This window comes from Halorussus salinus, from assembly GCF_004765815.2.
Lineage (GTDB): Archaea > Halobacteriota > Halobacteria > Halobacteriales > Haladaptataceae > Halorussus > Halorussus salinus.
Map to the genome: position 1 here is coordinate 712,349 of NZ_ML974128.1, position 16,737 is coordinate 729,085.

13 protein-coding genes are annotated in these 16,737 nt (G+C 68.5%); 6 read left to right on the forward strand and 7 right to left on the reverse strand.

The window, feature by feature from the left end; all coding sequences use genetic code 11:
- Positions 1-271 precede the first annotated feature (271 nt).
- On the forward strand, positions 272-832 hold the full coding sequence (locus EPL00_RS11710; protein ID WP_135852542.1) for a DUF7344 domain-containing protein: 561 nt from the start codon (positions 272-274) through the stop codon (positions 830-832).
- On the forward strand, positions 833-2,200 hold the full coding sequence (glmM, locus tag EPL00_RS11715) for a phosphoglucosamine mutase (protein WP_135852541.1): 1,368 nt from the start codon (positions 833-835) through the stop codon (positions 2,198-2,200).
- Here the strand turns inward: glmM and EPL00_RS11720 are convergent.
- The 3 genes from EPL00_RS11720 to EPL00_RS11730 all read right to left on the reverse strand — a co-directional run bounded on the left by EPL00_RS11720 (position 2,197) and on the right by EPL00_RS11730 (position 4,728).
- On the reverse strand, positions 2,197-2,424 hold the full coding sequence (locus EPL00_RS11720) for a hypothetical protein (RefSeq protein ID WP_135852540.1): 228 nt from the start codon (positions 2,422-2,424) through the stop codon (positions 2,197-2,199). The genes glmM and EPL00_RS11720 overlap by 4 nt on opposite strands.
- Complete coding sequence (locus EPL00_RS11725; protein ID WP_135852539.1) at positions 2,414-2,647, reverse strand: hypothetical protein; 234 nt, start codon at positions 2,645-2,647, stop codon at positions 2,414-2,416. The genes EPL00_RS11720 and EPL00_RS11725 overlap by 11 nt, the downstream gene beginning before the upstream one ends.
- A 500-nt stretch (positions 2,648-3,147) precedes the next feature.
- Positions 3,148-4,728, reverse strand: a complete 1,581-nt coding sequence (locus EPL00_RS11730) for a right-handed parallel beta-helix repeat-containing protein (protein WP_162224207.1) — start codon at positions 4,726-4,728, stop codon at positions 3,148-3,150.
- A gap of 239 nt (positions 4,729-4,967) precedes the next feature.
- On the opposite strand from EPL00_RS11730, the gene EPL00_RS11735 reads away from it, so the two are divergent.
- The 3 genes from EPL00_RS11735 (at position 4,968) to EPL00_RS11745 (ending at position 9,630) form a co-directional block, all read left to right on the forward strand.
- Positions 4,968-6,608 carry an alkaline phosphatase family protein gene (locus EPL00_RS11735; protein ID WP_135852537.1) on the forward strand — a complete coding sequence of 547 codons (1,641 nt, stop codon included), beginning with the start codon at positions 4,968-4,970 and terminating at the stop codon, positions 6,606-6,608.
- Between the two features lies 1 nt (position 6,609).
- Positions 6,610-7,629, forward strand: coding sequence for a GNAT family N-acetyltransferase (locus EPL00_RS11740; RefSeq protein WP_135852536.1), 1,020 nt, complete (start codon positions 6,610-6,612; stop codon positions 7,627-7,629).
- A gap of 300 nt (positions 7,630-7,929) precedes the next feature.
- Complete coding sequence (locus EPL00_RS11745) at positions 7,930-9,630, forward strand: alkaline phosphatase family protein (RefSeq protein ID WP_135852535.1); 1,701 nt, start codon at positions 7,930-7,932, stop codon at positions 9,628-9,630.
- Between the two features lie 581 nt (positions 9,631-10,211).
- Here the strand turns inward: EPL00_RS11745 and EPL00_RS11750 are convergent.
- The 4 genes from EPL00_RS11750 to EPL00_RS11765 all read right to left on the reverse strand — a co-directional run bounded on the left by EPL00_RS11750 (position 10,212) and on the right by EPL00_RS11765 (position 14,011).
- Entirely contained in the window at positions 10,212-10,598 is a 387-nt protein-coding gene (locus tag EPL00_RS11750) for a methylglyoxal synthase (protein ID WP_135852534.1), read from the reverse strand.
- 95 nt (positions 10,599-10,693) lie between these two features.
- Positions 10,694-12,157, reverse strand: coding sequence for a hypothetical protein (locus EPL00_RS11755; RefSeq protein ID WP_135852533.1), 1,464 nt, complete (start codon positions 12,155-12,157; stop codon positions 10,694-10,696).
- Between the two features lie 82 nt (positions 12,158-12,239).
- Entirely contained in the window at positions 12,240-12,887 is a 648-nt protein-coding gene (locus EPL00_RS11760; protein WP_135852532.1) for a metal-dependent hydrolase, read from the reverse strand.
- A gap of 107 nt (positions 12,888-12,994) precedes the next feature.
- On the reverse strand, positions 12,995-14,011 hold the full coding sequence (locus EPL00_RS11765; RefSeq protein WP_135852531.1) for a DUF1616 domain-containing protein: 1,017 nt from the start codon (positions 14,009-14,011) through the stop codon (positions 12,995-12,997).
- Positions 14,012-14,396: 385 nt separating this feature from the next.
- Between EPL00_RS11765 and EPL00_RS11770 the strand changes: the two genes are divergently transcribed.
- Complete coding sequence (locus tag EPL00_RS11770) at positions 14,397-16,649, forward strand: PKD domain-containing protein (RefSeq protein ID WP_135852530.1); 2,253 nt, start codon at positions 14,397-14,399, stop codon at positions 16,647-16,649.
- The last annotated feature ends 88 nt before the right edge of the window (positions 16,650-16,737 follow it).

A 16,737-nucleotide genomic window follows, 5' to 3' on the forward strand; every position in this document is an offset into this window, starting at 1 on the left:
ACCGGTCTTATCGGCGTTTTCGACCGGGTTTTCCGGGAGTAGCGTCCGCGAAGGGATTTCCCAGTTTCCCGACCGGTCCGGGGACGTTATCGTACCCGTATCGTCGTCCTCCCGTGACGTATCGTCGGACTACCCCCCGACAGTACGTGGGTAACAAAGTGCCAACGCGGTAATATCGAGGGTATGCGGCGGTCTCACCTGCGGACATCCTCCCGACCCGGTGGCTCCGAGCGCGTATCGCCTCCGACGACCTGCCGACATCCGGGGGAGCATGTCTCGCGCTGACGAGCTCTCTCAGGACGAGGTCTTCGAGGTTCTGAAGAGCCCCCGGCGTCGGTACGCGCTGTACTACCTCCGGCGGGAGGGCGGCGAAACCGAACTGTCGGACCTGACCGAACAGGTCGCGGCGTGGGAGAACGAGACGACTCCCGCGGCGCTCTCGACCGAACAGCGCAAGCGCGTGTACATCTCCCTCTACCAGACCCACCTCCCGAAACTCGACGAGGCGAACATCGTGGAGTACGACCGCGACGAGGGTATCGTCCGACTCGGCGACCGAGCCTCGGACCTCGACATCTATCTGGGCGACGTATCCCGCGAGGAGTTCCCGTGGGACCGGTACTACCTTGGACTCGTGGGCGCGAGTTCCCTGCTGGTCGCGGCGGTCTGGCTGAATCTCCCTCCCTTCGGGATGATTCCCGGTCTCGTGCTGGCGACGCTTATCCTCGTGGTGTTCGGCGTCTCGGCGCTCGTCCACTACTTCAAGTACAGACGCGGCGGTAACGTCGGCACGCCGCCCGAAATACATCGCGTCAATGGACAGGAAAATTAGATGTTCGGAACCAGCGGCATCCGCGGACGAATCGGCGACGAAGTGACTTGCGACCTCGCGCTGGCGGTCGGGCGCGCGCTCGCCAGCGAGGGCTACGGGAGCGTAGTAGTCGGCAGAGACGCCCGCGAGAGCGGACGGATGCTGGCCGACGCCGCGGTCTCGGGCCTCCGGGAATGTGGCGCGGACGCGATTCGGCTCGGCGAACAAGCCACTCCCACGGTCGCCCGGAGCGTCGGCTGGCGCGACGCCGACGCGGGCCTGATGGTGACCGCCAGCCACAACCCGGCCCCGGACAACGGGCTGAAGCTCTGGAACCCCTCGGGACAGGCCTTCGACGAGCGCCAACGGGAGGCCATCGCGGCTCGCGTGCGCGAAGAAAACTACGACCTCCGGGCGTGGGACGACCTCGGCGAGGAGACCGCGTGGGACGCCGCCCGCGAGCGCCACGCGCAGGCGGTCACGAGCGCGGCCGCGCCCGGCGACTGCTCGATAGTCGTGGACGCGGGCAACGGCGTCGGAGGGGTCACCGCCGAGGCGCTCCGACGACTCGGCCACGACGTGCGGACGCTCAACGACCGGCCGGACGGGACGTTTCCCGCGCGCCCGAGCGAGCCGACCGCCGAGAACTGCCGGGGTCTCTCGGCGTTCGTCGCCGCGACCGACGCCGACCTCGGCATCGCCCACGACGGCGACGCCGACCGGATGCGCGCGGTCACCGCGTCGGGCGAGTTCGTTGCGGGCGACCTCCTGCTGGCGGTGTTCGCCCGCGAGGCCGCGACGCCCGGCGACGAGGTGGCGGTTCCCGTGGATACGAGTCTCACCGTCGCCGACACGCTGGAAGCACAGGGAGCCATCGTCACGCGCACGCGCGTGGGAGACGTGTACGTCGCCGAGCGCGCGACCGACTCCGGCGTTGCCTTCGGCGGCGAACCCAGCGGCGCGTGGATATGGCCCGACGAGACGCTGTGTCCCGACGGCCCACTCGCGGCGTGTCGGCTCGCGGGACTGGTCGCCCGTCGCGGGTCGCTCGACCGACTCGTCGGCGAAATCGAGACGTATCCGCTCGAACGCGGCAGCGTCGAGACCGACCGGAAGGCGGCCGCGATGGAGCGCGTTCGGGACCGACTTCTCGGCGAGTACGACGACGTGACCACCCTAGACGGTGTGCGGGTCGGGACCGACGACGGGTGGCTCCTCGTGCGCGCGAGCGGGACCCAATCGCTGATTCGGGTGACTGCCGAGGCCAGAAGCGAAGAGCGAACCGAACAGTTGTTCACAAAAGCCGAAACCGCCGTCGAGGAGGGGATTCGCGCGGTCGAACGTGCCAGCGTCGAGGGAGAATCCGAGCGGGCGAGTCGTCGGAGTTAAATCCGGTCCACCACGTCGCAGACCGAGTGAGCGTCCGCGACGATGAAGGCTTCGTCACGGAGCATCTCCTCTTCTTCGGGGAGAAACATTAGGTGACCGCGGTCGTTTTTCTTCGCGCGGATAACTTCCCAGTCGTCCAGTTCGTAGCCGAGGTCGTCGGGTTCGGGGTCGCGGGGGACTTCCTGCCACCCGTCGGTTTCGGAGTGGGCGTTCTTAGGAGCCATCCTGCACCTCCGGACCGGACGCGCCGGGAGTAGAGAACGGTAGTCCGCCAGTGGAGGGCGTCGTGCCAGCGGGGAGCGTCGCGCCAGCGGAGGTCGGTCCGGACGGAACTGCAGTCCCGCGCTCGGTGACCGTCGCAGTCGGTCCGGCGTGCCAGCGGGCCGAGCGGCGGTCGAGGAGGGCCGTTTCGGTCGTCGAGTCGCGTGCCGTAACGTCGCGTGCCATGCAGTGTTCAATGCATGATTACCACTTGAAAAAGGTACCGACTTACATTCAATGCTAGCTTGCCAATTTAAGTATAATGGCCGAACGGTCGGACTCGCCGGTTCTCGGCCACTCGCCGCCGTTCGACCCCACGCTGGCATCCGATATAAGTTCCTCCCCGCCGAAGACGGCGCGTAATTCGAGCTTTCCTCCTCGGCCAGTCGGTGAAACGGAACGGAACGGTCGAACCGAGGAGCGAGGCGAATCCGAAAAGAGCGAACCGGGGAGAAATCGAGGAGACCGAACCGAGGGGTCTGACGAGCGAGACGAGTCGCGAACCGCGGAGAGGAGCGCGGTCCGTGACGAGGGGACGAGGGAGGGCGACGAGCCGGGGGAACTGCGAGGGAGTCGTCGGGGGAGTCGTGGCGGGGACCACGATGGAGGGGTGGGACCGGCGGGGACCGTACGTGGGACCGCGAGGGTCCCGAGTCGGAAATCGGGGGAGCGTCGGCCGAGCCGGGTCAGGACCCGTCCTCGACCCGGACGCTGGCGGGGCCGTCGAGGCTGAAGCCGGTGATCTCGCCCGAGAAGCGGTAGCCGTCCTTGCCGCCGAACACCGACCCGGTAATCTCGCCGCTCGAAACGCTGTCGTTCTTCTGGATGGAGCCGAGTTCGGTACTCTTGCGGGCCGCGCCGCTGACCTCGAAGGTGTAGTCGGCCGCCTGCCGCGGGCGGTTGGCTCCGTCGATGACCAGCTTGTTCGGGAGCGTCAGGTCGTCCACCGCGACTTCGTCGCCGCCGAGGCGGAGCGTCCAGACGCTCTCGTCCAGACTCACCGCGGTGATCGCGCCATCCACGTAGAAGGCGTCGCCGTAGCCGTTGCCCGCCACGCCGGAGACCGTCACCGTGCCGTCGCCGTTGTCGGTCACGCTGTCGGCCGCTTCCGCGGTGTGGCCGCCGTCGGGGGCGGTCGCGCGACCGCGGACGCTTCCCTCGACGGTGAACTCGTACTTGACGCTGGAGGCGTCGTCGGCGGGGACCAACTCGAAGAGCGTGCCTGCGGGTTGGGCCGCGGACCCGTCGTCGGATTGGTCGTCGGTCGTGGTCTCGCCGTCCGTGGTCGTCTCGTCGCCCGTGGTCGTCTCGTTCGCGGGCGACGAGGTGTTCTGCGACGAGTCGATTTCGCCCGAGGCGGCCTCCTCGGCCGACATCGGGACGCTCGCGGGCGGGGTGAGGTCCGGGTCGCCCGAAACGTTGACCTCCTCGACAGGTCCGGTGATGGGACCTTCGACCCGGCAGTTCTCTAGCGTGCCCGAACCGCCGTCACTGGCGAAGACGGCGTGTGAACCCTGAACCGAGATGTCGCAGTTGATAGCTTTGATTCCGGACTGTTCTTTGAACCAGAGACCGCGGGCGTTGACCTGTCCGGACTGGTTGGACGAGACGGCGTCCTGACTCTCGACGTGGATGACGCTGTCCTTGATGTAACAACCGGGCGCGCCGAGCCGACAGTTCTCGATGTTGTTGTTCTTCAGGTAGGCGTTCTCCACCTGCGTCGCGCCCATGCCGTGACTCTGAGAGACGCCCGAGTGGGACATGTACATCCCGTCTGCCGACCAGCCGCTGATGTTGACGTTGCGAATCGTCACCGTCCCGTGGTTGTCCCAGTCGGACATCGCCGCGTGGCCACACCGGTCGGCCGCGCCGTCGCCCATGTAGATGTTCTCGGCCAGCGCCTCGCCGTCGTCGGTGCAACGGAGGTAGAACGTGCCGTAGGTTCCGTTCCGGTCGTTGTTCTCGCCCTTGACGCCGACGTTCCGGACCGTCCAACCGCTACCGTAGGTCAGGAGCTTCACGTGCGCGCCGTCGGCCGTGATGTCGATGAGTTTGTTCTCGAACGTCTCGCCCGCCCGGACCTTGATGACCTTCCGGCTGTTCGCGGGGACCTTGATGGTGTCGTACTCCGCGCCTTGGGCGGCGTTCGCGGAGACGCCTGCCGCCCCGACTGTTGCCGCTGCCGCTCCGGCCATCTTCAGGTACGAGCGGCGGTCGAGTAGCGATTCGTCCGAACTGCGGTCGCGTGCCGTATCGTCGCGTGCCATGTATTTCTCAATGCGAAACCAGTCATTCATAAAGCTATCGACTTCGGTTCAATGCGACATTAATGATTTAAGTGTTATGGCCGGTCGCGAAACGGTCGGAACGGAACGGTCCGAAATTCCGGAAACGCTCGATTTCCGTGTAGTAACGGGAGCTTAACCGGGCGGTCGCGGTGTAGGACGTGTTTTCGGGGTGACAGACGGCGCATAACAAAGGCCGAACGCGCGCTGGGATTCGGTACATGGCTGACCGCCCGCAGGCGAACGTGGAGACGCTCCTCGTCGGAGTGGACGCGGGGTGTCGGCCGGTCCTCGACCCGCTGTTCGAGTCCGGCGCGCTCCCCAATCTGGCGTCGGTGTTCGAGTCGGGGGCGGCCGGGCCGCTGGAGTCCCAGATTCCGCCGTGGACCCCGAGCGCGTGGCCCTCGCTGTACACCGGCGTCAACCCCGGCAAGCACGGCGTGTTCGGGTTCCTGACCTTCGACGGCTACGACTGGGACGTGGTGAACGCGACCCACGTCCGAGAGCGAACGCTCTGGGAGTTGCTGGACTACCACGGCAAGTCGAGCGTCGTGGTGAACGCCCCGGTCACGCATCCACCGAGCGAAATCGACGGCGCGATAGTGCCGGGCTACACCGCCCCGGAGGAGCCCGACTGTCACCCCGAGGGACTGCTGGACGAGGTTCGAGACGAGATCGGCGAGTACCGCGTGTACGCCCCCCGAGACGCCGAGGAGCGAGCGAAAGTCGAGTGGTACGAGCGACTGGTCGAGATGCGCGGCGAGGCGTTTCGCTACCTCGCCGACAGGTTCGACCCCGAGTTCGGCTTCGTGCAGTTCCAGCAGACCGACACCGTGTTCCACGAGTTCCCCGGCGACGACGGGAAAGTCCGAACCGTCTACGAGGCGGTGGACGAGCAGGTCGGCGAGATTCTGGAGACCTGCGACCCGGACACCGTCATTGTCGCCAGCGACCACGGGATGGGCGAGTACACCGGCCACGAGTTCCGGCCCAACGAGTACCTCCGCGACGAGGGACTGGTCGAGAGGACGACCGAGGGCGAGGGGATGCCCACGTGGTCCACCATCGCGGACAACCAACTCCAAGACGGCACGGCGGGGAAGGCGGGCGACGAGGCCGACGACTCGCCGAGCATCGCCGAGCGAGCGGTGACGGGCCTCGCCAGCGTCGGCGTCACCAGCCAGCGAGTCTACAACGCGCTCGGCGCGGTTGGTCTCGCGGAGTTGGCGGCCCGCCACGTCCCGACCGACGTGGCCCGCGCTGGCTCCGAGCAGGTCGATTTCCCCGAGTCGAAAGCGTACATGCGAGACCGCATCGAACTGGGCGTCCGGGTGAATCTGGCGGGCCGCGAACCCGAGGGCGTCGTCCCCGACCACGAGTACGACCGGCTCTGCGACGACCTCGTGGAGGTGCTGTCGGACGTGACCACGCCCGACGGGAAACCCGTCTTCGAGGAGGTCGCCCGGCGCGAGGAGGTGTTCTCCGGCCCCTACGTCGAGGAGGCTCCCGACGTAATCACGGTTCCGCGCGAGTACGACGAGTTCCTCTCGACGCGGGTCGGCGACGGCCAGTTCGGCCCGCCGAGCGAACCCTACAACCACAAGCGAGACGGTATCGTGGCGATTTCGGGCGAGGGAGCGACGCCGAGCGCCGACCTCTCGGGCGCGCACCTCTTCGACGTGGCACCGACGATTCTGGCGACGATGGGGGTTCCGGCGGCCGACCGGATGGACGGGTCGGTCCTCCCGGCGGTGGGGTCGGTCGGCACCGAATCGTACCCCGCGTTCGACGCTGGCGAGCAGGAAGCGACCGACGACGGGGCCGTCGAAGCGCGACTCGCGGACTTAGGCTATCTCGAATAATATGAGCGTGACAATCGAGCAGGAAGGACTCAGTATCGGACGTATCGCGGACTTCGACCACCACGATTGGGACGACCTCGTAGCGCGGTCGCCCCAGACCACGCCGTTCCACTATCGGGACTCGCTCGCGGTGCAAGCGACCCACGCGGACGCGGACCTCCACCTCCTCGTCGGCTACAAGGGCCACGAGGCGGTCGGTCTCTTCCCGGTCTTCGAGAAGCGCAAGGGCGGGATGTCGATGGCGTTCTCGCCAGCGCCGGGGCTGTGGGTCTCGTATCTCGGTCCCGCGCTCCTGAACCACCGGAAGCTCAAGCGCCGCAAGCGCGAGCGCCGGACCAAGCGATTCGTGCAGGGCTGTCTCGACTGGATAGAGAGCGAAGTGCGCCCGAAGTACACGCAGGTCCGGTCCGGTCCGCGCTTCCGGGACGTGCGGCCCTTCGAGTGGAACGACTTCGACGTGGACGTGCGCCACACCTACTCGGTGGACCTGACGCCGGGCGAGGAGGACGTACTCATGTCCTTCTCCAGCGACGCCCGGAACAACATCCGGACCGAGGGCGACTATCGGGTCTACGAGGGCGGCACCGACGAGATTCGAGCCATCGTCTCGCAGGTCCGGGCGCGCCACGACGAGCAGGACGAGAGCTACGGCGTGACGCCGCGATTCGTCGCCGACCTCTACGAGCGACTGCCCGAGGGGACGGTCCGGCCCTACGCCTGCGAGATAGCCGGGGAGTTCGCGGGCGGGATGGTCGCGCTGGAGGCGGGCGACACCGTCTACCGGTGGCAGGGCGGCGCGAAACACGACCGCGACCTGCCGGTCAACGACCTCGTGGACTGGGCCATCATGACCGACGCGATGGACCGCGGCGTCGAGAACTACGACCTCGTAGGTGCCAACGAGGAGCGCCTCTGTGGTTACAAGGCGAAGTTCGCGCCCGAACTCCGATCGTACTACGCGCTGGAGACCGGGACGGCCGTCACCAACGCGCTGTCGAGCGTCTACAAGAAGTTCCGGTAAGCGGTCGTCTCCTTTCTCCCCGAGGCGGAGCGCCCGACGATAGCCTCGACCTGCGGAATCACACAGGTCGGGCGTAACGCTCCTCGTCGCACGTCAGCCAGCGCGTTCGGTCGGTTAGTTCTCGCACCGAGAGCGCGTCGCTCCGCCGAGTTAGCCACAAGCACCGCCTGTCGCTCCGGATTTTAACGAGTCGTGGGGGCCGTTAGCGGCTCTGTGGCCCGCGACTAAGCGGCCGGGAACAATACCGGGCGAGGACGTAGCGACTGGCGAGTCGGTCGAGCGAATCGGCCGTGAGACACGATGTCGAGCAAACACAACACCGTCGTCGTCGGCTTCGACGCGCTGGACTTCAGATACCTCGACGAGTTCGAGTCGTCGCTCCCGAACTTCGAGCGGTTGCGGAGCGAGGGCGTCGAGGCACCCCTCGAATCGACGTTCCCGCCGTGGACCGGGAGCGCGTGGCCCTCGATGTACACCGGCACCGACCCGAGCCACCACGGCACCTACGGCTTCTTCGACCACACGGAGGGCTACCCCGACGAGGACGAACTCGTCACGCGCAACCGCGTCCGCCAGCCCGCGCTGTGGAACTATCTGACCGCGCTGGACGAACCTGCCGTGGTCCTGAACGTGCCCGTGACCCATCCGGCCGAACCGGTCGCGGGCCTCCTCGTGCCGGGATACCTCGCCCACGAGGAGGACGCGGGCTACCCCGAGGGAATCCGGAGCGAACTCTCGGCGGCCATCGACGGCGAGTACCGCATCTACGCTGACGCCGAGACGAGCGACGACCACGACCGCAAGCGAGAGAGCTACCTCGACCTGATTCGGATGCGCGGCGAGGCCGCCGAGTACCTCCTGACCGAGTACGACTGGCGAATCGCGGTCGTGCAGGTCCAGAAGACCGACACCGTGTTTCACAACTTCGACGACCGCGAGACGTTCCGACGGGCTTACGAGCGCGCCGACGAAGTCCTCGGCAGAGTGCGCGAAGTCGCGGGCGACGCCAACGTCGTCGTCTGCTCGGACCACGGGATGGGCGAGGTGGACGGCTACACGGTCTATCTCAACGAAATCCTCCGGGACGCCGGGTTCGTGGAGGCGACCACCGACTCGTCGGGGCCGAGCCTGATGACCGAGAAAGCGACGCTGACCGGCGCGGCGGACGACGGGTCGGGCGACCCGGTAGGCGACGGAACCGGTGCGAGTGCGGGGTCGGGCGGCGCGAACGGCCTTTCCGTCACGGGACGGGCCGTCTCGGCCGCGACGACGGCGCTCGGCGCGGTCGGGGTCACGCCGGGCGACGCCTACTCGCTGGCGACCAGACTCGGCGTCGGGGACGCGCTGACCAGCGCCCTGCCATACGAGGCGGTGTCGGCCGCCAGCGAGGGCGTCGATTGGGCGAACTCGACGGCCTACACCCGGAGCGTCGAACTCGGCGTCCGGGTGAATCTGGCGGGCCGGGAACCCTCCGGCGTCGTCGCGCCCGACGAGTACGAGGAGGTCCGCGACGAACTGATCGACCTCCTCTCGGACCTGCGGACGCCCGACGGCGACCCGGTGTTCGAGTGGGTCGCCCGGCGCGAGGAGGTCTACGACGGCCCGTACACCGAGGACGCCTGCGACGTACTCTTCATGCCGACCGAGATGAACCACACGCTCAGCACGAACCTCATCGGCCAGCGGTTCGTCCCGACGCAGGCCCACGACCACAAGCGCGACGGCGTGTTTCTCGCCGACGGCCCGGCGTTCGCCGACGACTCGCGCCCCGGCGCGCTCTCGCTGACCGACGTGGCTCCCGTCGCGATGGCCGCCGCCGGTCTCGACGTGCCCGCGCGGATGACCGGCGAGGTCCCCGACGGCTTGCTTGCCGACTCCGCTTCCCGCCGCGACTACGGCGACGTTCCGTTCGGGAGCAACCGGGGCGACGGCGACTCGGACGACGGCGACCCCGCCGACGGGTCGGTCGAGCGGCGACTCGAAGACCTCGGCTACATCTGACGCGCCGGATTTCGGACGAGAACGCCGGTTTGTCGCGGGTTCGGCCAGTGACTTGCCAGAGTCGGTGTACTTTTCGACCCGGCACACTTTTCGACTCAGCACACTTTTCCACCCGGCGCGTGCTGGCGCGGCCTCACCCGGTGAGGCCGCGCCCACACGCGCGAGGGCTGAGTAGCGCAGTGGAGCGAAGCGACCGAGGCTTGCGAGACGTGACGCGCCTCGCCGATCTGCGAACGTCGTTCGCAGACAACGCAGGCGGTTGGGGCGGTCTGAGGCTGTTGTGGGGCGGTGCTGGGCGGTGCCGTGCAGAAGACTCCTTCGAGTCGGCATCAGTTAGCGGCGCAGTTGTGGTTACGGTCCCGGTACGGTCTCGAAGCACTGCGGTCGCGGTGCTGTAAGTGCAGTGCGGCCGCGTGCTGTGAATGCAGTGCCGTCGAATCTCCGGTCAGAGAGCCGCCAGTCACGAGCCGGTTCCAGCGATTGTTCTCAAGTCCGACTCCCCAGTGACTCCGAAAGACCAGACCCCGACTTCCCGGTGACTCCGAAAGACCGGACCCCGACTCTCCAGCGGCTCCGAAAAACTAGACCGTTTCACCGACCTCGGCCGCGAGACCGTCGAGGAGGTATTCCGCCGACGAGCGCGTCGTCGCCATCGCCACGTCGTGAACGTCACAGAGCCGCAACAGCGCGGCGATGTCCGGTTCGTGAGGCTGGGCGGTCAGCGGGTCCCGCAGGAAGACGATGCCGTCGATGCGGTCCTCGACGACCTCCGCGCCGATTTGCGTGTCGCCGCCGATGCGACCCGACTTCTTGCGTTCGACTTCGAGGCCGGTCTCGTCGGCGATGCGCTGGCCGGTCGTGCCGGTCGCCACGAGGTCGAACGTCGCGAGCAACGACTCGTACTCGGTGGCGAGGTCGATCATCTCGGGCTTCTCGTCGTCGTGAGCGATGAGTGCGACGCGGGGCATACGGCCTCCTCGGTGCGCGGGCGCAAAAGCCTACCCCGGAGAGCAATACTCGCCAATGTCTCCCGACTGTCGAGCCGTAGCAAAGAAAGACGAAGTTAGTTTCGAGTCGTCCGCGCTCGACACGACCCGCTGGTGCGGACGCCCCGCGTGGTCACGCTGGCCTCCTCGCTCCGGATGGCCTCGCCGCCCACGTCGATGGTCGAGTTCCGGACCGCACACCCGTCCGCGTTCTCGACCGCGATGCCGTCGCGCGAGCCGCCGTGCTGGATGCAGACCCGCTCGAAGCGACAGTCGTCGCGCCGGACCGCCCGGACCGCGGTGCCGGTCGTCGCCTCGCCCGAGATGCGGACGTTCCGGGCGGTGACGCGCGTGCGCTTCGGGAGGCGGTCCATGCTCGGGATGGTCTGGCCCGACATGCTGTCGATGGGGTTCCGGAGGCTGAGGGCGTAAGTGTCGGTGTCGATTCGGACCTCGGTGTTCTCTACGGTCACCTCGCCGAACTGGGTTCCGACGACGATGCCGCCCGAACTGTAGGTTCCGGTCAGGTCGGTGATGGCCACGTCGCAGTCCACGATGCGGGCGCTCGCGCCCTCCTCGGCCCAGATGCCGCGCATGTTCGGCTTGTGTTTGGGTCGCTTGGGGTCGTCCACGCGAACGGTCACACCGCGAACGAGCGCGCCGCTGGTCCCGCCGCCGACCCGGACCTGCTCGATGCCGTTGTTGGCGTAGTAGCCGCCGAGGAGTCGGAGCGGGCCGCGGTGGTACGCGGCGTACAGCCCCTCGTGCCAGTCCTCGATGCGGCAGTTCCGGAAGGTCAGCGTCCCGGCGCTCGCGGGAAAGACGTACATCGCGTGGCCGGTGGTCGAGCCGTCGGGGAGCGCGACGTTCTCGAACGTCAACTCGCCGTCGGGGTCGGTGACTTCTATCTCGAACCCGTTCCGAGGAGCGTGGCGGTGCCCGCGAACCGTCACGTCCCGGACCGCGCTGGTCCCGCCCGCGACGCCGACGCGGGCGATGGGCGCGACGCCGTCGGCCCGGCAGTCGATGGTGAACCCCTCGAAGAGGAGGTCGTCCAACCCGGCCCACTTCAGCCAGTAGTTCACGTCTCTGGGCGCTTCCAGAACCGCGTCGTCGCCGACTATCCCGAGGTTTCGGTACTCCGTCGCGCGCCACTCCGCGAGCCGGTAGCGCCCCGGCGGGAAGTACAACAGGGTGTCGTCGCCCGCGCGCTCCTCGACGAACGCCTCCATCTCCTCGGCGTCGTCGGCGTTCACGCTCGCGTCCGCGACGTTCACGACCGTCTCGTAGCCGCGGCGCTCGACCAGTTCGCTCGGCGTCGGCGTGTCGGTCCCGTCGCCGGTCGCGGTCCCGTCACCGGTCGGGGTACCGTCGCTGGTCGCGGTCCCGTCGCCCGGCGTCACGTCGGTCGTGTCGGTCGAGGTGCGCGTCGTCGGCCCGCGGTCGCGCCCGCCACACCCCGCGAGCGCGCCGACCGCCGCGACGGTCCCGGCGGTCCGGAGGTACGCGCGTCTCGTCGCCGAACGCTCGTCGTCGGTCACGTCACCTCCTCCGTCGTTTCGGAGTATTGTTATGTTCGACCTACGACGAAGGCAGGTCCCGCTTTCCGGGTTTGCGTCGGCGTCACCGGGACTCCTCGGCGGGCCGCCCGACGCGAATCCGCGACCAGAGCCACCGGAGCGGCGGCAGGCCGTCGGCGACCCACAGCGCGACTACCGACGCGAGCAAGCCGAGTTCGACCGCCAGATACGGCGACACCTCTCCGCGGGCCAGTCGCTCGACGTACCGGGCGAACAGCGTCCGGACCATCTCGGCGAACCCGACGCCGGTCTCGGCCGACGGGACCGCCACGACCGGCCAGAACAGGAAGTCGTAGTTCGGCGGGCCGCCCACGAGGAGCGGGTAGAACGCGTCGCCCGGCAGGTGGGAGAGGTAGCCGAACGCGAACGCCGCGCCGGTTCGACCCCCGTCGAGCGCGTCTCCGTCGCGCCGCCGGTCGGGGGTCGTCCCGTCCCGCCACCGGTCGAGCGCGACGCCCACCGTCACTGCCAGCGCCGCCAGCGGGAGCGCGGCGAACAGCGAGTGAGCCAGCGAGTGGCCCGAGGGCAGGACGCCGAGCGTCCACGAGAGCGGCTTGTCCACGAGGTCGGGGAACTGCGTCCCGACCGCGAGCGCGACGACGGGCCACGGTCGGGGCGCTCCTCGGCCCGCGAGTCGGAGCGCCAGCGAGTAGCCCAGATAGCCGACCGCGAGGTGTTCCCACGGCCACATCGTCGCTTACCCCCGGCCCTCCTCGGTCACGCGGCGATGCTCGGACGCCCCGGTCAGGCGGTGATACTCGGACACTCCGGTCACGCAGCGATGCTCGGATACCCCGGTCACGCGCTGACGTTCACCCAGACGTGGACGTGGCGGTAGGCGTTCTCGGTCGTCGGGTTCTGGGGCGGGTCGCCCTCGTAGACGAGATAGGTCAGTCGCAGGTTCTCGCCGGTCATCGTCGGCGTGACCTCGTGGGTGGTCCGCCACGACTGGCCCGCGCTCACGGTCGGCGTGAACGTCGCCACCTGCTGGTCTTGGACCACCTTCGGCGCGCTACCGTCGCTACCCCGGACGCGCTGGAGTTCGACCACCACCGAGTAGTCGGTCCGCTCGCCCTCGTGGTTGGTCAGTTCCACGACCAGCGGCCTGCTCTCGCCGCGAGTGAAGTTACTCGGGTAGTCGTCCGCGACGAGTTGGCCCGTCTCGTTCTGCGAGAGGAGCGCGACGCCGGTGTACTGCTGGCCGGGTCCGGGCGCGGCGACGGCGTAGCCCATCGCCCCGACCGCCAGCAGGACGCCGAGCGCGAGGCCGACGTTCAGGGCGCGGTCCGACGCCGGGCCGGTCGAGACCGACCGCTTGGCGTCGCCGAGCCACGCCCGAACCGGGAGCGAGAACCGGCGGTCCGCGGGGCGGCGGAGTCGCCGCACCCCGCCGACGACCGCGAAGACGACGGTCGCGACCGCGACCGAGAGGAGGACGCTCGCGGGCGCGATGGACCACGGCGAGACCGCGAGCGCCACCGCGAAAAGCGGGAGGAGCGCGAGGCTGACGCCGAAGCCGAGCGCGAGGCGTTCGCCGCCAGAGAGGCCGTGCTGGCGCACCTCGGCGAGCGTCGGGTCGGTCCGGGCGTCGTCGGGCGTCGCGCCGGGGAACAGCGCCGAGACCAGCGCGTAGCCCGGCGCGAAGAACAACAGCGGCAGTCCCACGGCGGCCGCCAGCGCCGTCCCGTAGACGCCGGGTTGGGAGAGGACGACCACCGCGAGCGCGACGTACCCGACGACCGCCAGCAAGTCCGCCGCGGGCGCGGGACGCGCGAGTCGATTTCGCCACCTGTCGGCGGGGGTTTCGTGACTCATCGTTCGACCGACGCGGCCTCCTCGTCGGGTCGGGGATACTCGAAGCTGGTTCGACGACTCATTACCCGACTCCAATGTCGGATTGGCACTTTGTTATCTCCCGAGTGTCAGACGGTAAGCCGCGATTACTTCGACGTTCGATTTCCGAATAGCGGTTTCGCGCTCTCTGTTTCCGGTTCGGTCGGTTCGGCGGAATCGGCGCAGGTCGCCCTTGCGAACGTCTCAGCTCGCGCATAACAAAGACCCGAACGCGAATATATGTGGAGTAACGTTCGCTTCGGCGCTCTCTATCCGGAGCGGACAGCGATAATCCCGGATACCGGGACGACGGTCCGATACTATGCTCTCGAAACGCGAAACAACGATTCTCGACGGGGAACGAGTCGTGAAACGAACAGTGTTCGCCGCGGTCTTCGCCGCGCTCCTCGTGGCGGCACCGGCGGTCGGTTCGGTCGGAGCCGCGGACGCGGAACTCGCGGACACGGCAACAACGGACGCGAGTGCCATCGCGCCCGACGGGGCCGGGAACGCCCCCGGTCCGTCCGAGCGATGGTCACAGACGGTCGGCGGCGGCGACGACGACAAACTGGCGACCGGCCTGAAAGTGGACGGCGGCTACCTCGTCGTCGGCTGGTCGAACAGTTCGACCGACGGGCCCCACGACGGCTACGTCGCGATGCTCGACCGCGCGGGCGGGACGAAGTGGGAGCGAAGCTACGGCGACTCCGGCGTGGACCGCATCTTCGACGTGGAGCGAGTCGAGGACGGCTATCTACTGGCCGGGATGTCTGCAGAGGACTCGGGCGACGCGTGGGACGGCTGGCTACTGAAGGTCGGCCCCGACGGCCAGAAACGGTGGTCGAAGACCTACGGCGAGGAGGGTCCCGACGAGTTCTGGTCGCTGGCGAAGTCCGGCGACAGAATCTACGTCTCGGGCTTCAGTGAACGGTGGGGCGACGCGGAGGCGTGGACGATGGAACTGACCGAGGGCGGCGAGACGGTCTGGAGCGAGACCTACGACACGCCGCGCTCGAACACCGACGAGTACGTCAACTCCATCTTCGTGACCGACGGCGGCGACCTCCTGATGACCGGAACCACGACGAGCGACCGGACCGACCCCGCCGACGCGTGGGTGCTGAAAGTGAACGGCGACGGCGACCGCGAGTGGAGCGAGACCTACGGCGGCGCGGGCTACGACCGGGTTCACGACGCGACGGTCGCCTCCGACGGCGGCTACCTCCTCGCGGGCCGGACCGCGAGCGACGGCGCGGGCGAACAGGACGGCTGGATGCTCAAGATAGACGGCGAGGGCGAGATGGCGTGGGACCGAACCTTCGGCACCGACCGCGGCGACGCCTTCTACGGCATCCACAACGACCCCGACGGCGGCTACGTCCTCTCGGGGGCCAAGCACGTCCTCGGCGACGCGGGCGCTGACGGGTGGGTTCTCAAGACCGACGCCGACGGGAAGCGCGACTGGGCGCGGACCTACGGCGACAGCTACTGGGACAAGTTCTGGCCGGTCGTCGAGGGCCACGACGGCGGCTACCTCGCGGTCGGCGAATCGACCAGCTACGGCGAGAGCCGCGATGGGTGGGTCGTCCGCATCGGCGGCCCCGCGGTGGCCGCCATCGAGGACGCCGACGCGAACGAGACCGGGACGACCGTGACCTTCGACGAGTCGCCCGTGCGGGCGGTCACGCTCGCCGACTCGAACGTCTCCGGCGTCCTCGCGGTCGCGGAACGCACCGACGCGACCGACCTCGTGCCGCCGGGCGACGCCCTCTACGCGGTCGAGATGGACGGTCCCACGGCGCTGGCTAACGGCTCCGCCACGGTCGAATTCGCGGTCCAGAAGAGCGCAGTCGAGGCAGAACTCTCGGACGTGCGCGTCGCCAAGAAGACCGCGGAGGGGTGGTCGCTACTGGCGACCAGCGTCGTCGCCGACGAGAACGGCACCGCCCTCCTCGCGGCGGACGTGATGGGCACCGGCACGCTGGCGGTGACGAGCGTGCCCGCGCCCTCGGCGACCATCGACGCGAAGACCGCGGTGCCGGTCGGCGAGTCGGTCGAACTCTCCGCGAGCGGTTCGACCGCCGAGAACGGGAGCGTGGCGGCCTACGAGTGGTCGGTCGGCGGGCAGTCCGCGACCGGCGAGACCGCGACGCTCGCGTTCGACTCGCCGGGCGAGCGCACGGTGAACCTGACGGTCACGGACGACCACGGACTCCGTGACACCGCGACGAAGACGCTGGTCGTCAACGACCGGCCCGAAGTCGAGGTCCGGACGCCCGACGCCGTGACGGTCGGCGAGGCCGGAAGCTTTGCCGCGACCGTCTCCGACGACGTGGGCGACGTGACAGTGACGTGGCAGTTCGGCGACGGCGAAGTGACCGGCACGTCGGTCGAACACAGCTTCGGGTCGCCCGGAACGCAGACGGTCACCGTCGTCGTGGAAGACGAGTACGGCGCGACGGTGACGAGAGACGTGCAGGTCGAGGTCGCCGCCCAGAGCCAGCGGGCGACCGAGACGACGACGACCGACGCCGACGGCGGCGTGCCCGGATTCGGCGTGGCCGTGACGCTGGTGGCACTCGTGGCCGCCGCGCTGGTCGCGGTCCGACGCCGCGGCTGAGACGAGTCGTTAGCCAGCAGTAACTTTTCGTTTCGTTCCGTTTTGCGCCGGTACGGAGCGCGTAACCTCCCGTTACGGGTGGGATGGT